The 15300-nt window shown below is 38.3% G+C and carries 14 protein-coding genes; 12 read left to right on the top strand and 2 right to left on the bottom strand.

Translation table 11 applies throughout. The features are described from left to right. Positions 1-31 precede the first annotated feature (31 nt). The 7 genes from KTI78_RS06230 (at position 32) to KTI78_RS06200 (ending at position 10309) form a co-directional block, all read left to right on the top strand. Positions 32-1822, top strand: coding sequence for an ABC transporter substrate-binding protein (locus KTI78_RS06230; protein ID WP_262445553.1), 1791 nt, complete (start codon positions 32-34; stop codon positions 1820-1822). Between the two features lie 15 nt (positions 1823-1837). Continuing rightward, positions 1838-3661: an ABC transporter substrate-binding protein gene (locus tag KTI78_RS06225; RefSeq protein WP_262445551.1), complete on the top strand. Its 1824-nt coding sequence runs from the start codon at positions 1838-1840 to the stop codon at positions 3659-3661. Beyond that, entirely contained in the window at positions 3662-5695 is a 2034-nt protein-coding gene (locus tag KTI78_RS06220) for a M3 family metallopeptidase (RefSeq protein WP_262445550.1), read from the top strand. A gap of 12 nt (positions 5696-5707) precedes the next feature. Continuing rightward, complete coding sequence (locus KTI78_RS06215; protein WP_005304778.1) at positions 5708-6646, top strand: ABC transporter permease; 939 nt, start codon at positions 5708-5710, stop codon at positions 6644-6646. Between the two features lie 7 nt (positions 6647-6653). Next, complete coding sequence (locus tag KTI78_RS06210; RefSeq protein ID WP_262445549.1) at positions 6654-7796, top strand: ABC transporter permease; 1143 nt, start codon at positions 6654-6656, stop codon at positions 7794-7796. Positions 7797-7808: 12 nt separating this feature from the next. Next, a complete protein-coding gene (locus KTI78_RS06205; protein ID WP_262445548.1) occupies positions 7809-9542 on the top strand; it encodes an ABC transporter ATP-binding protein in 1734 nt (577 codons plus the stop codon). Positions 9543-9649: 107 nt separating this feature from the next. Continuing rightward, complete coding sequence (locus KTI78_RS06200) at positions 9650-10309, top strand: SOS response-associated peptidase (protein ID WP_262445547.1); 660 nt, start codon at positions 9650-9652, stop codon at positions 10307-10309. A 58-nt stretch (positions 10310-10367) separates the two neighbouring features. Here KTI78_RS06200 and KTI78_RS06195 read toward each other — a convergent pair whose 3' ends face one another. Further along, positions 10368-10736, bottom strand: a complete 369-nt coding sequence (locus KTI78_RS06195; protein WP_016141167.1) for a hypothetical protein — start codon at positions 10734-10736, stop codon at positions 10368-10370. A 297-nt stretch (positions 10737-11033) separates the two neighbouring features. Here KTI78_RS06195 and KTI78_RS06190 point away from each other — a divergent pair, with 297 nt between their 5' ends. Both KTI78_RS06190 and KTI78_RS06185 read left to right on the top strand, forming a co-directional pair. After that, positions 11034-11891 carry a 3'(2'),5'-bisphosphate nucleotidase CysQ gene (locus tag KTI78_RS06190; RefSeq protein ID WP_016141166.1) on the top strand — a complete coding sequence of 286 codons (858 nt, stop codon included), beginning with the start codon at positions 11034-11036 and terminating at the stop codon, positions 11889-11891. Positions 11892-11948: 57 nt separating this feature from the next. Continuing rightward, positions 11949-12683: a histidine phosphatase family protein gene (locus tag KTI78_RS06185; RefSeq protein ID WP_016141165.1), complete on the top strand. Its 735-nt coding sequence runs from the start codon at positions 11949-11951 to the stop codon at positions 12681-12683. Positions 12684-12740: 57 nt separating this feature from the next. Here KTI78_RS06185 and rpsT read toward each other — a convergent pair whose 3' ends face one another. Next, on the bottom strand, positions 12741-13007 hold the full coding sequence (rpsT, locus tag KTI78_RS06180; protein ID WP_002117906.1) for a 30S ribosomal protein S20: 267 nt from the start codon (positions 13005-13007) through the stop codon (positions 12741-12743). A gap of 212 nt (positions 13008-13219) precedes the next feature. On the opposite strand from rpsT, the gene KTI78_RS06175 reads away from it, so the two are divergent. The 3 genes from KTI78_RS06175 to KTI78_RS06165 are packed head-to-tail and all read left to right on the top strand — an operon-like array spanning position 13220 to position 15208. Then, positions 13220-13885 (top strand): NAD(P)H-binding protein, encoded by a 666-nt coding sequence (locus tag KTI78_RS06175; protein ID WP_016141164.1) that lies wholly within the window; start codon positions 13220-13222, stop codon positions 13883-13885. Positions 13886-13897: 12 nt separating this feature from the next. Beyond that, entirely contained in the window at positions 13898-14404 is a 507-nt protein-coding gene (rraA, locus tag KTI78_RS06170; RefSeq protein ID WP_224991800.1) for a ribonuclease E activity regulator RraA, read from the top strand. 21 nt (positions 14405-14425) lie between these two features. After that, positions 14426-15208 (top strand): glutathione S-transferase N-terminal domain-containing protein, encoded by a 783-nt coding sequence (locus tag KTI78_RS06165; RefSeq protein ID WP_262445546.1) that lies wholly within the window; start codon positions 14426-14428, stop codon positions 15206-15208. The last annotated feature ends 92 nt before the right edge of the window (positions 15209-15300 follow it).

Raw genomic sequence — 15300 nt, 5'->3', positions numbered from 1 at the left:
AAGGATAATATCTTTTAAAAAAACTAATTACGTGGGTATGAACTTGAAATTAAAATTTTTTAAGCTCGCCATTTTAAGTCTGGCTATTACATCAGTCCCTTGTGCTTACGCAATTACGCCAGCACAACCAAACAAAATTTTGCACGTTGCCTATGAAGCCCCAGATGATGGCTTCGATATGGTTAAAACTAACAACTTCTATAGCGCGAGTATTGCGGAAGCCATATTTGAGCCTTTACTCAAATATGATTATTTAGCAAGCCCATTACAGTTAGTTCCCTATACGGTAGAGAGCCTGCCCAAAGTGGAACAAGGCGGTAAAGTTTATACATTTAAAATTAAACCGGGTATCTATTTTACCAATGATCCCGCTTTTAAAGGTAAACGCCGTGAGTTGGTAGCTGAAGACTATGTGTATGCAATTAAACGTATTTTAGACCCCAAAAACAGAGCACCTTCCGTTTCTTTTCTGGATGGAAAACTGGTAGGGGCCGATGTAGTTGTAGCTCAAGCAAAAAAAACAGGAAAATTTGATTATGCTGCGCCCATTGCTGGGATCAAAGCGCTTGATCGATATACTCTGCAATTTACTCTCACTCGCCAAGACTTCAACTTTCCTTATATTCTTGCCTATATTACCTTTGGTGGCGTTGCTAAAGAGGTTGTTGACTATTACGGTGATCGTATTGGCATGCATCCAGTTGGTACAGGACCTTATATGTTAAGTAAATATGTACCGAGAAGTAAGGTCGAATTAGTTGCCAATCCTGATTATCGAGGTTTTGTCTGGAATTTTAAGTCAACAGGCACGCCGTGGGATAACCAGCTTATTAAAGAAATGAGCGGTAAGAAAATGCCCCAAATTGGTAAGGTTGTAGTCAGTATTATTGAAGAACAACAGTCACGATGGTTAGCTTTTCAGTCTGGTCAATTAGATTTTGATAGACTTACAGCAGATGCTGTTCCGCAAGCTTTAGATGGAAATCAACTTAAGACTTCTTTTCAGAAAAGAGGAATTAAGCACTTCCCATATAAGGAACCCGAAATGACCTATACGATGATGAACATGCGTGATCCGGTCATTGGTGGTTTTAACCCGGAAAAGATAGCTCTGCGTAGAGCAATTACTTTATCGTACAATCAAAAAGAAAGTATAAAACAGGCTTATAAAGGGCAAGCAGTTAGAGCAGAAATGTTTATACCTGAAGGTGTAAATGGCTATAACCCTAAATATAAAAGTAGCGTAGGGTACAATCCCTTATTGGCAAATAAATTACTTGATTATTATGGTTATAAAAAAGGTGCTGATGGTTATAGAACCCAGCCAAACGGGAAACCTTTAATTTTAAAAATTAATACAGAAAATAGCTCGGCCTCAGTTATCCACTCCGAACTCTGGAAAAAGAATCTGGATGCGATTGGCATTCGAGCTGACTTTAAGGTGAGTAATTTTGCAGATAACTTAAAAGCCGCAACTCAATGTAAATATATGATTTGGAGTGGCGCATGGATTGCTGACTATCCTGAGGGAGATAATTTTGCGCAGTTGCTTTATGGGCCAAATGCAGGTCAGGGAAATCATGCTTGTTATCAGTCTAAAACATATGATGCGCTTTATACTCAGGCCATCCACTTGCCGCCTCAACAACGCTTACCATATTACGAAAAGCTTAACCGCCAGATTGAAGCTGATAATCCTTGGATTATTCATGTAACCCGAATTCGTAACTGGTTGATACGGCCACAAGTTCAGGGTTTTAAACCCCACCCAATGATGAATACAAACTGGCAATATCTTGATATTACTCCTATTAAAAAATAATTTTAGATAAAGATCATGATGACTGAAAATTTAAAACAAAAGCTCAAGCACTGTAGTATCAGCTTGCTATTCGCTAGTATGGCCTTAACGGGACCTACAAGTATTTTTGCGAAAAGCCCAGCCGATCCGAATAAAGTTTTACGTTATGTATTTCCAACAGCTGAAACAGGTTTCGACCCGGCTTATATCCATGATTTATATTCTGCACATGTAACCACATCGATATTTGAAACCTTATATACCTATGACTATTTAGCAAGGCCAGCAAAGCTTGTTCCTCAAATAGCAACCGCTATGCCCGAAGTCAGTGCCGATGGTCTGACCTATACCATTCACATAAAAAAGGGTATTTATTTTACGCCAGACCCTGTTTTTAAAGGTAAACCAAGAGAATTAACAGCCAATGATTATGCGTACTCTTTTAAGCGTTTATTGGACCCGAATTTACGTTCTCCAAATAGCTGGTTATTAGAAAACAAAATTGAAGGTATGGAGGCGTTAGTCAAAGCAGCCAATAAATCCGGAAAATTTAACTATGATCAAAAGGTAAGTGGTTTACAAACACCTGATAAGTACACTTTGGTGATTCGTTTAGTTAAACCAGATTATAACTTTCCTTTATTATTGGCTCATGATCCGACAGGTGCTGTGGCACGCGAAGTTATCGAAAAATATAAAGACAAAGCTGGTTATGTAATGGGTCATCCTGTGGGTACAGGTCCTTATGTACTGAGCAAGTGGGTACCAGCATCGCGCATTGTTTTAAAGGCGAATCCTGATTATCGTGGCTTTACTTGGAACTTTACTGCTAGTAGCCCTGAAGATCAGGTAATTGTAAAACGCCTTAAAGGTAAAAAAATGCCTCAAATAGGCACAATTGATATTCAGGTGATGGAAGAAAACCAATCACGATGGCTAGCATTTCAACGTGGTGAGGTTGATATATTTCAGCTTGAAGGCCAACTGGTCGCAAAAGCGGTTAAAGACGGTAAGTTAAGGCCTGAGCTTGCTAAAGAAGGCGTGCAGTTATCCCGCATTGTTGATCCTGAAATTAGCTATATTTATTGGAATCTTAAAAATCCAGTCGTAGGGGGAATGAGTAAAGAAAAAATTGCTTTACGCCGTGCGATTGCGATGTCCCGTTCAATAGACCAAGAAATTAAATTGGTAAGAAATGATGATGCACAGCGTCTACATTTTCCAGTTCCACCCGGTGTGGTGGGAAATGACCCTCAATATAGAACCAGCACACCATATTCGGTGAAAGCAGCAAATTTACTATTAGATCGATATCACTATAAAAAAGATGCATCAGGTTGGCGAACACAACCAAATGGTAAACCTCTTGTTATTGAGTATATGGCGCGTAGCGACAGTATTGGGCAACAAAGTGCTGAGCTTTGGAAAAAGAACTTAGATAGTTTGAACATTCGAATGGTCTTTAAACCCATGCTTTTTGCAGATCTCATTCGCTCGCAAAAACAATGTGAAGGGATGTTTGGGTCTTCTGCGTGGATAGCCGATTATCCAGATGGCGATAATTTTATGCAGAATTTTTATGGACCTAATACACACATGACGAACTGGTCTTGTGGTTCTACACCAGAATTTGATCCGTTGTATCGCCAAACCCAACAAATGCAAGCAGGTCCTGAAAGAGATGCGCTCTATCGCAAAATGACACGTCTACTAGAAGTGTATATGCCCGCTCAAATCTCTTATGCACGTTACCGAAATATGCTGGCTCAACCAAAAATCATTGGATATAAAAAACATCCAATTTTACATGCTGAGTGGATGTATTTCGATATTGATACAAATACTAAATCTAATCATTAAGTGAAAAAAATTGGAGTTAAAATGAAAAACAACACACTGAAAATGATAACTTTATCTATGTTGACCATAGGTGTAAGTCAGTTTGTAACGGCAGAGACAACACGCCCTACTTTGCCATTACTGAAAGCACAACAACTTCCAGCATGGTGTGATGCAAATTTAAAAAAGATTCAACAGCAGATTACAGTTTTTGAAAAAACGCCTGTTACTAATAATGCAGCAGCGGCACCTATATTGGCAAAATGGGATAAAATTTTTGCCCATTTTGAAGATTTTTCAGGTCCGATAAGTCTATATAGTAATGTAGATCCAGATGCAAAATTGCGTAAGGCCGCAGAGGACTGTGAAATCAAAATTAATCAATTTCACACTGATATATTTCAAAACCCAAAGCTCTATAATTTAATTAAAAATACGCAAGCAACAGATCCAATTGACCAAAAATATCGCCAAGATATTCTCAGTCAATTTGAAGATACTGGTGTTCAATTAGAACCAGCAAAACGTGCACGAATGAAGGCTATTCTGGATGAGTTGACCAAGCTCGAACAAGAATATGCACGTAATGTCCGAGATAATCCGGAAAAACTTGAGTTTACTCCTGAAGAGATGAAAGGGCTGCCTCAAAGTTATATTTCAGCATTGAAGAAAAATGCTAAAGGCAACTATTTATTAGGTTTCGAATATCCGGAATATCGTCCATTTATGGAACTCGCGGATAATGATGATGCCCGAAAAAGATATCAAATTGCCTTTACGCGACGTGGTACTGAACAAAATTTAAAACTACTTAAACAGGCAATAGATTTGCGTTATGAGCTTGCGCAGTTATTTGGAAAAGCAAGTTATGCAGATTGGGTTTTAAAAGACCGTATGGCTAAAACACCTGACGCCGTAAATCAGTTTTTGGCAGAAGTACAAAAAACTGTAGCTCCACTTGAGCGCAAAGAAGTAGAAGAATTGCGCACATTTAAAGCGCAAACATTAAAAACGCCATTAGAAAAAACCGAGATCACCCGTTGGAGCGAAGCTTACTGGAGTGAAAAACTTCGTAAGAGTAAATATCAGATTGATCAGGAAAAACTTCGTGACTATTTTCCGACTTTAGCTGCTCAAAAATGGTTATTTGCTATTTCATCTGACCTTTATGGTATTGATTTTAAACCTGTCAAAGTGAAAGCATGGCAAAACGAAGTTGAATATTACGACGTAGTTGACAAAAAGACAGGAAAACTTCTTGGCGGTCTGTATATGGATAAATTCCCTCGCGAAGGGAAATATGGTCATGCTGCGGTTTGGGGAGTATACGGTGGCAGCACTTTAACCAATCGATTACCCGTTTCAGCATTAGTCACCAATTTTAACCGTAAAGGTTTAAACAGTGATGAGCTAGAAACTTTTGTTCATGAATTTGGGCATGCTTTACATGGCATATTATCAAATACACGTTATGCCAGTCAGTCGGGAACATCCGTAGAGCGTGATTTTGTAGAAGCGCCGTCTCAAATGTATGAAGAGTGGGCACGCCGTAAAGAGACTTTATCTAAAGTAGCTGATTATTGTGACCCGGCATGTCCACGTGTTGATGGCGAACTCATTGCTCGTTTAAAAGCTGTACATAACTATGGTCGTGGTCTGCGTTATGCACGTCAGACTCTTTATGCGCAGTACGATATGTCATTGCATACTGCCGATGCATTAAAAGTAAAACCTTTAGAAAATTGGCAAAAAATGGAAGCTGCTACAGCATTAGGTTATGTACCAACAACAGAGTTTCCTGGGCAATTTGGGCATTTAATGGGCGGTTATCAAGCTGGTTATTACGGCTATATGTGGTCTGAGGTTTTAGCTTTAGACATGCTTTCTGCGTATGGGGACAACCTTAATAATCCACAAGTTGGACAGCGTTACCGTCAAACCATTTTGTCACAAGGTAGTCAAAAGCCGGCTGCTGAATTGGTTAAAGATTTCCTTGGCCGTGAACCAGACAATAAAGCATTCTTTAATGAAATTACCGGTCAACGGGTTAAATAAGGAATTATCACTATGCTGGCATATGTTATTCGGCGTTTATGGCAGATGATTCCAACTATGTTGGGGGTAGTCTTACTTATTTTTATTCTTTTTAACTGGGTAGGTGGCGATCCTGCTTATATTTTAGCGGGCAAGATGTCTAATCCTGAGCAGATCGAAAACATTCGTAAGCAGCTTGGTGTCGATCAGCCTTATTACGTTCAGCTCTGGATTTTTATTAAACAAATACTGACTTTTGACTATGGTGCAAGTTGGAGTACTGGCGAACCTGTTTCTCAAATTATTTTAACTCGATTAGGGCCATCGCTCACGCTTTTAATTCCACTGACTATTTTACAGACGGTTATTTCAATTATTTTAGCTTTGGCTGTTGCAGCTGTACGTGGTTCTCTAACCGACCGTATGGTCATGATGCTATGTACCATCGGCATGTCGATCAGCATCTTAGTTTACATTATCGTTTTTCAATATGTTTTGGCGTATCAGCTAAGTTGGTTCCCAGTACAAGGCTGGAGCGATAGCTTTACTGACAATTTATTTAAGTTTGCCTTACTGCCGATTCTCATCATGCTGGTGGTGAGTATTGCACCGACTTTACGTTTATATCGTAGCTTTGTGCTTGATGAAATTAATCAGGACTATGTTCGAACAGCACGTGCTAAAGGTGTAGGTGAAAGCCGAATTTTAGGTGTACATGTACTGCGGAACGCTTCAATTCCCATTATTACCGACGTGATGTCAACTTTACCTGCATTACTCATAGGCGCATTTTTAATTGAACGTTTTTTTGGTATTCCTGGGATTGGTCGAGAGGTGATTATTGCAGTTGAGCGGAGTGATTTTCCTGTTATTAAAGCAATTACAGTTTACATCGCAGCTGCAACCATGATTTTTAACTTGATTGCCGATTTGGTCTACAAAGTGGTTGATCCACGTGTACAGTTGAAGTAGGTGGGCTATGCTGAGCGTTTTATCAAAAAGAAAACAACAAACAAAAGCGGAAGCTCATTCATCTGGTCTGTGGAAACTTGCCATGCACCGTCTTCGGGCCGACAAGATCGCAATGTCATCGCTAGTGATTGTATTGCTTTATTTTATTATTCTGGTTCTATCATTGATAGGTGTGATTGCATCTGACTGGAATAAAGAGGTTGCAGTAAGTTATGCACCACCTACATTTATAGGCGCAGACAAGACAACAGGTGCAGGGCAAAATGCTGCGGTGGTTGATGAGGAATTACCAGAAAATCCTGTCGATCCCTTAAAAGATGTAATTCATCAACTTAAGGCTGAAATTAAACAAGAGAAGAGCTCCGACAGCGCGATTAATTATTATGGTGTTGTAGACCCATTAGCTGATGATATGAAAGCAATTGATCAGCAACTGGGAGGACATTTACTTGATCAGCAGAGTGAACTTAAAAGTACACTTATATTTGGAGCTGACAAATGGGGACAAGACGTCCTCAAAAAAACCATTAAAGGTGCTGAAACCTCAATCATTGTTGGGGTGATATCCGCTTTACTTGCGGTAGGCATCGGTACACTTTTAGGCGCAATTTCTGGATATTTCGGTGGTTGGGTGGATGATATTCTTAACTGGTTTTATAACATTTTTACCTCAATTCCATATTTATTATTAGTCCTCGCTATTGCTGCTGTACTTCAACAAAAAGGCATTTTATCTATTGTTCTGATTTTAGGTTTAACGGGCTGGACGGGTGTTTATCGTTTAATACGTGCCGAATATATGAAACATACTGCACGTGAGTACGTTCTTGCTGCTAAAGCAATTGGCGTTGGACACTTCCGCCGTATGTTCATTCATATTTTTCCTAATGTCAGCCATATCGCTTTGGTCCAAATGTCAATTCTGGTGGTGTCTTTCATTAAATCTGAGGTCATCTTGAGTTTCTTAGGTTTTGGTGTGCCAGTAGGTGTAGTGTCTTGGGGGAGCATGTTAAATGAAGCACAAAGTGAACTTCTTTTAGGTAAGTGGTGGCAGCTTGTCGCAGCCTCTGTCGCGATGGCTGTTTTGGTAACGGCATTTTCAATGTTTACTGATGCACTTCGTGATGCATTAGATCCAAAACTAAAATAAGAGGAAATCCTAATGTCAGAACATGAAAATCAGAATGCACCGTTACTGCATGTTAAAAATTTACGAGTGAGTTTTAAAGGTGAAGATAAACAATATATTGAAACCGTGAAGGGAATTAGTTTTGATATTCCTGCAAACACCACGGTTGCTTTAGTAGGTGAGTCGGGTAGCGGAAAATCGGTTACTTCTTTGGCAACTATGGGGTTATTGCCCGTAGGTCAGAGTAAAATTGATGAGCAAAGTAAAATTATATTTGAAGGCAAAGATTTGCTCAGCTTATCTCATACAGAGATGCGAAAAATTTGTGGCAAAGATATTGCTATGATTTTTCAGGAGCCGATGTCATCATTAAATCCTGTTTTTACGGTTGGCAATCAAATTGCAGAAGTGTTGTGTTTGCATATGGGGTTGAGCCGTAAACAGGCCCGACAACGCGTTTTAGAATTACTTAAAGAAGTAGGTATTCCTTCACCTGAAACTAAAATTGATGCCTATCCAAATCAACTTTCGGGTGGTCAGCAGCAACGTGTCATGATTGCTATGGCGATTGCGTGTGAGCCTAAACTGCTGATTGCGGATGAACCGACTACAGCACTTGATGTCACGATCCAAAAACAGATTATTGATTTACTCGAGTCATTGCGTAAGCGCCGTCAAATGTCGATGCTTTTTATTACTCACGATTTGGCATTGGTCGGTGAAATTGCAGATAAAGTTATTGTGATGCGTCATGGCGAGATTAGAGAGCAAGGCGTGGCTGAACAGGTTTTAGAACAGCCTAAAGATGTATATACGAGAGCATTACTTTATTGTCGTCCCCAAATGTCACAACGACCTTATCGTTTGCCTGTTACCAGCGATTTTATGCGTCAAGAAGACAATATATTGGTCGAACAAAGATTTGATGCTTCAGAAATTCCCCAGCGCAAACGGGGTTTAAATGGTAATGAGCAAATTATTTTAGAAGTAAAAGATCTGAAAAAAAGCTTTTATAGTCGTAAAGGTCTATTTGGCAAAGAAGAGTTTCAGGCTGTTAAAGGAGTTTCTTTTAAACTTGCTAAAGGAAAAACTTTAGGTTTAGTCGGTGAGTCAGGTTCAGGTAAAACGACCGTTGGGTTGTTACTCATGCGCTTACATCAAGCCTCTGGAGGGCAGGCTTTCATCGAAGGTAAAGATATTCTTTCATTAACTGAAAAAGAGTTTGCTAAATATCAACGAAAGATTCAGATCATTTTTCAAAACCCATATGCCTCTCTTAATCCACGTTTTACCATTGGGCAGATATTATTAGAGCCTATGCAAATTCATGGTATTGGTAAAGATGATGCGGAACGTAAGCAAATTGCGCTTAGTTTACTTGAACGAGTGAATTTACCTGAACAAGCTTATTATCGTTATCCGCATGAGTTCTCGGGTGGTCAACGCCAACGTATTGCCATTGCACGTTGTTTAACGCTAAAGCCAGAAATTTTGATTTGTGATGAATCGGTTTCGGCCTTGGATGTTTCAGTTCAGGCACAGGTACTTAACTTATTACAAGACTTACAAGATGAGTTTGGGCTTAGTTATATCTTTATTTCACATGATTTATCGGTTGTGAAATACATCTCTGATCAGGTCATGGTCATGAATCATGGTGAGGTTGTTGAAATCGCTAACTCAGATGAGCTCTATGCACATCCTCAACATGACTATACTAAACGATTATTACAGGCCATTCCTCAAGGAATTCAGCATATCTCATAAGCGTAAAGTTATGTCGTTAAAGGCACTTTCTAGTGCCTTTTTATTTGGTTTATAGGGGAAATGCTTATAAAATATAAAAAGTAAATATAGAGTATTTTATTCTTGCTATGTGCGCTAACTTTAAACCTTTAACGCTTGCTCAATTGCAGCAACTTCAGTTACCTGTAGTTGGCTTTAGCTATGCCGAAGAGGTTTATCCTGCTGGAACAATGCCATTATTATTTAAATCATCGCAAGGCCTTGAATGGCGTGAAGTGATGTTTGGATTGGTTCCAAAATGGGCTGAAGATACCAATATAGCAAAACATACTTATAACGCCCGTCATGAAACAATTTTCCAAAAACCGAGTTTTCAAGAAGCTGCGCTTAAATGTAAGTTCGGTGTGATTCCAGTGACTGAGTTTTATGAAAGTAAATATATAAATGATAAGCCAGAGCGGTGGGGTGTGCGCCGTAAAGATGGGCAAGCTTTTTTTATTGCAGCAATTTATGAAATTTGCAAAATAAATGAAACGATTATTCGTTCTGCAAGCATGTTGACCATGGATGCTATAGACCATCCAATGATGAAAGACTTTCACGAACCAGGTGACGATAAACGATCAGTGATTGTAATTCCACATGATCGTTTGGAAGAGTGGTTAAGTTTAGAATCGCCTGACATTTCAAGTTTTATTGAGGGCTTCCCCGTCGAAGAATTTGAATGCTCTCATGTACCAAAAGAAAAAATTATAAAACCTACACCACAGTTAAGTATGTTTGACTAACTTGCTTAAAACTAAGAGGAGGTTATTGATCTCAATTTGAATCAATAACCTCTATGTCTTATTCAATATTTTTACTTAATGTTTGTACTTCAGAATCTTCAGCTAGATAGGTCAATTCAATAGGCGAAATCACAAAAGTCGTATTATCTGAGGTCTGTTTAAATACGAAGCCATATTCAAAAGATTGGCTATTTTTACTTGGTAACCAGAATAGATAAGGGCAACCTGTATAACTCCCATCCCAACCCATTTCTCTAGCTAAAGCCAAGGCCGTATCAGATTTCGCTATGATTTCTTTAAGTGATTCTTTATCTCGTTGAGAGACGTCACCATCATCATCTGCAAAGGTTTGTAGAAACTCAGTTAAGGGCTTAAGGTCTTCCCAGTTATGTTCTATTGTAGAGAAATGATATCCATATAGCATCATGTGCACTTTCTTCCATCTTGTTATTGTGTCTTTGAACATACCAAGAAATATATGAAAAGGAAATGGATAAATCTGATTTAAGTTGTTTATTTTTCATAACTTATAGATTGTTTTTTGTACGGAATAAAAGCTTTTATAAACATTATAATTATTCATATGAACTATATAGCGTACGCACAAAGCAGTGCTCGCCTAATGATTAAGATAGATTACTATTTTAGTAAATCAAACTGTTGGCGAATATTGAATTGTTCATAATTCACCTATAATAGAATTGAAACTATATCGAGCATATTTATGTTTATAACAACTACACGTCCACAAGATAATTTAATTAATCAACTTCTGCCTATTTTGGAACAGGCGAGCCAAATTTTATTAGAAGAATATCAAAACTATTCTGCGGGTTGTGAGTTTACTATTCATGAAAAACAAGATGATTCACCTGTAACCCAAGCAGATCTAAAGGTAAATAGATTTTTATTAAAGCATCTTGCAGAGATTACTCCAGAGTTGCCTGTATTGTCTGAAGAAAGTGATTATAGTGCCCGTCATGACTGGTCTACTTGTTGGATGTTAGACCCACTCGATGGAACCAAAGAATTTATACATGAACGTGATGAATTTACGATTAATTTAAGCTTGATTAAGGGTAAAGAAACCGTTTTTTCCGTTATTGCTGTGCCATGCGAACAAGTGGTGTACTTAGGATATCTGCAAGATTTACCTTTTAAATATAGTTTTAGCCAAAAACAATGGTATCAATATCAGGTCAATTCAACTTCGTTAGATGCGCCTATACAAATAGGGCTTAGTCACGGTAGTAAAAATCCAAAATACCAAAAATTTATTCAACCTATTGAAAAAGAACATCGCATCATTCGACGAGAAGCTGGGAGTGCCTACAAATTTTGTATGATGCTAGAAGGTGAAATAGATATTTATCCACGCTTCCATCCCACTTCTGAATGGGACACAAGTTCAGGTCAAGGACTATTAGAAAGTATAGGCGGCGGCTTACTTACTCTGGATGGTAAGCCTTTTGAATATAACCAAAGAAACACGGTTTTAAATAAGGGCTTTATCGCTTTTCGTGATGAGGAAAGTAAAAAAATAGCATTTGAAGCTTTAGCCCAATCAGGTGTTATAGATTGAGAGTTATGCTAGACATGTTATAGTGGCAAAGTATTGAAAAAAGATGACAAGATAAAAATGGCACTCGATTTATTGCCTAAAAGTATGTTTGAAGCAATTGATTTATTGCCCGATGCTTCAACTCCTGTAACCTTATTTACGCGCCATTCTTTAAGAGAACTTGTAGATGGGCAGGGCTTGGCTGGATATGATCTCCAACTTACTCCTCAGGGGCGTGAGCTTGCACAGGCGTGGGGTAATTATTTAATAAAAAATACAGATCGTGTTATTCAGCATTGTATTTCAAGTCCAATACAGCGCTGTGTCGATACGGCTGCGCTCATGATTGAAGGGGCTGACGATGTAAGCCCTCAATCTAATACACATACGATTGAAATTATTGAGCAAGGTCTACTTGTTGAACCAGGTAGTTTTGTTTTGGATATAAAACAAGCAGCTCCTTATTTCAAAAAACAAGGTGCGTTAGGTTTTATTAATAGTTTTGTAAATAATGCATTGCCTGGCATGAAACATCCGATTACTGGGGTTTTAGATGTACTAGAGCTTATTTACCGAACTCATCCTAAAACTCAAGGTGGCCTTAGTTTAGCCGTCAGCCATGACACGATTATTGCTGCAATTGTTGCTGTAATCTCAGGTGAGAATAAAATTAAGAAAGAAGATTGGCCTGAAATGATGGAAGGGTTATTTGTATGGTTTGAAGGTGAAGAGTTTCCAAATTGTAAATTAAAGTGGATTTGGAGAGGAAAGGCCTACGAACTGAATGTGGCTAAATTTCATAAAGTACTATAAGCTCAAAAACGATAGATAATAAAAAAAGCCCTATTGGGCTTTTTTTACATGTTCAAATTAGTTAGCTAACGCTTTAACTTGAGCATTTAAACGGCTCTTATGACGAGCAGCTTTATTTTTGTGGATGATGCCTTTATCAGCCATGCGGTCGATTACAGGAACAGCTTTTTTGTAAGCTTCTGTAGCAACAGCATAATCACCACCAGCGATTGCACTTAAAGTACGTTTGATGTAGGTACGAACCATAGAACGCAAGCTTGCGTTGTGTTTACGCGCTGTAACGTTTTGGCGCGCACGTTTTTTAGCTTGAGCAGAGTTTGCCACTCTTGCACTCCTTGAAAATAAGTTGGTCTGGGCGGGCTGTGGTCAATTCAGTAAACTGATGTAACCATCACCAGCCCGTAAACAAGTGCCATATTGTGATGAATCAACACCGTGAAGTCAAGCCTTGCGAGCATTTTAAGCGGTTTTAGGGGCTGCTAAAACGGTAAGAAAAGGTTAAATTTGATACAAACTTAAAGAGGGTTGGATAAAAAATGACTATAAGTGCTAAAAAAGCAATTGTGATAGGTGCTACTGGACTTGTGGGTTTAGCTCTTGTTGAACAGCTTGAGCAAACACCCGAATTTGAAGAGATTACAGTAGTCGTGAGAAAAGAATCACAACTACTTAATACATATAAAAAAGTTACTCAACTCGTTATAGAAGATTTTTTATTGCTCAATGACGAAGATGTGAGTGGACATACTCATGCATTTAGCTGTTTAGGAACAACATTAAAAGTCGCTGGTTCAAAACAGGCCTTTTACGCCGTGGATTATGAAATCAATGCTCATTTAGCAGACCTAGTGCAAGACAAGCACATTCATTTACTGCTTGTGAGTGCTCTTGGCGCAAATGCAAATTCTCTAATTTTCTATAATAAAGTGAAAGGACAGTTAGAAGATTATATTGAAAGTTTAGAAATCGAAAAATTATCTATTTTTAGACCGTCTTTACTGATTGGTAAACGTAGTGATGTCCGGTTTATTGAAGACATAGGGCAAAGTCTTTTTAAGTTTATTGAGAATAAATTACAAAAACCATTCAAATATAAGCCTGTAACTGCAGAGCAATTGGCTCATACGATGGTCGTAGCGGCGCTAACGCAAATTGAAGCTTTTAAACGATATGATAATCTGAGCATACAACAAACTCGATAATGGAGTATTAAAGTGTCGACAATACCATTTGTAACTTGTGATTTATTAGATGATAACCCTGAAAAAAACTTGCAAGTCGTAATTCCATCAATGGATGGAAAGTTCTTTCAAAGTTATGGGGCGCGTAAAACGTTTGGGGGGCAGGTTGTAACCGTAAAGTGCTTTGAAGATAACTCACGAGTAAAAGAGTTATTAGCAACAGATGGTACAGATAAAGTATTAGTGGTAGATGGTGGCGCCTCTATGCGTTGTGCGCTTATGGGTGACATGATTGCTGAATCAGCGGTTAAAAATAATTGGAATGGTGTGGTGATTTACGGTTGTGTACGGGATGTTGATGCACTTGCAACTTTGGATTTAGGCGTACATGCATTGGCTGCAATTCCACAAAAAAGTAATCGTAAAGGCATTGGTGAAGTAGATATTCCTTTGTATTTTGGTGGAGTCACAATTCAATCTGGTGATTTTATCTATGCGGATAATAATGGAATTGTGATTGCAAAAGAAAAATTAGTCTAATTCTTTCATACAAAGGAACGCATGATGGTGATTCATCAAATTAAAGTACTTCAAGCAGTTGTATCTGCAATTGCCGAAGGTGGTAGAGGTGTTACAGGAACAGCATTTCCACAGCAACCTGTAAAAGCTTTAAAACTATATGAATTTGAAGGTTCACCATTTTGCCGTCGCGTTCGTGAAGTGATTACACTTTTGAATTTGGACGTGGAAATTTATCCATGTCCTAAGGGAGGAAAAAAGTATAGATCAGTTGTAAAAGAAAAAGGCGGCAAATTACAATTTCCTTTTTTAATTGATGAAAATACTGATGATCAGCTATATGAATCACAAGATATTATTCATCATTTATTTAAACACTATGGTAAGACAGGAAAAACACCTCAGAAATTTTCGAGTTACCCAAACATGCCTTATGTTGCAGTTGCCGGGACTATCTTAAATGGTGCCCGTGGAGTTTGGATAAATAAAAAAATTGTTGATAGAGCTGCGCCTGAGCAAAAACTAGAGTTATGGAGCTTTGAGGCGAGTCCGTATTCACGAATTGTAAGAAGTCTACTCTCTGAACTTGAGCTTCCATATATTTTACATAATGTGGCAAAAGAGAGATGGCAAGATATGGGACCTGCTATTTTTCGCTTAAAACCAGGGAAATATATACCTTTAGAAGGTGGGAAAAGGGAAAAGCTATTGCCTATTATGCAAGGTAAAATGCAAGTGCCATATTTGGTAGATCCAAATACGGGAGTGAAGATGTTTGAATCTGCTCAAATCGTAAAATATTTAAAAAAGCAGTACGGACATTAATTTAAGGTTAGTTTGAGCAAGAGTTTAAGGCATTTTACTTAAACTCTTATGAATATTAGATTTTATGAAGGTATGTATGAAAAGAAAGTGAA

The sequence above is a fragment of the Acinetobacter sp. WU_MDCI_Abxe161 genome (genome assembly GCF_025514355.1).
Classification (GTDB): Bacteria; Pseudomonadota; Gammaproteobacteria; order Pseudomonadales; family Moraxellaceae; genus Acinetobacter; species Acinetobacter pittii_E.
This window is presented reverse-complemented; position numbering and strand designations above follow the sequence as displayed.

Coding starts and splice junctions, on each gene's coding strand:
- KTI78_RS06225 (WP_262445551.1), top strand. CDS start 1,838: ATGATGACTGAAAATTTAAAACAAAAGCTCAAGCACTGTAGTATCAGC.
- KTI78_RS06215 (WP_005304778.1), top strand. CDS start 5,708: ATGCTGGCATATGTTATTCGGCGTTTATGGCAGATGATTCCAACTATG.
- KTI78_RS06210 (WP_262445549.1), top strand. CDS start 6,654: ATGCTGAGCGTTTTATCAAAAAGAAAACAACAAACAAAAGCGGAAGCT.
- KTI78_RS06205 (WP_262445548.1), top strand. CDS start 7,809: ATGTCAGAACATGAAAATCAGAATGCACCGTTACTGCATGTTAAAAAT.
- KTI78_RS06200 (WP_262445547.1), top strand. CDS start 9,650: ATGTGCGCTAACTTTAAACCTTTAACGCTTGCTCAATTGCAGCAACTT.
- KTI78_RS06195 (WP_016141167.1), bottom strand. CDS start 10,736: ATGATGCTATATGGATATCATTTCTCTACAATAGAACATAACTGGGAA.
- KTI78_RS06190 (WP_016141166.1), top strand. CDS start 11,034: ATGTTTATAACAACTACACGTCCACAAGATAATTTAATTAATCAACTT.
- KTI78_RS06185 (WP_016141165.1), top strand. CDS start 11,949: ATGGCACTCGATTTATTGCCTAAAAGTATGTTTGAAGCAATTGATTTA.
- KTI78_RS06175 (WP_016141164.1), top strand. CDS start 13,220: ATGACTATAAGTGCTAAAAAAGCAATTGTGATAGGTGCTACTGGACTT.
- KTI78_RS06165 (WP_262445546.1), top strand. CDS start 14,426: ATGATGGTGATTCATCAAATTAAAGTACTTCAAGCAGTTGTATCTGCA.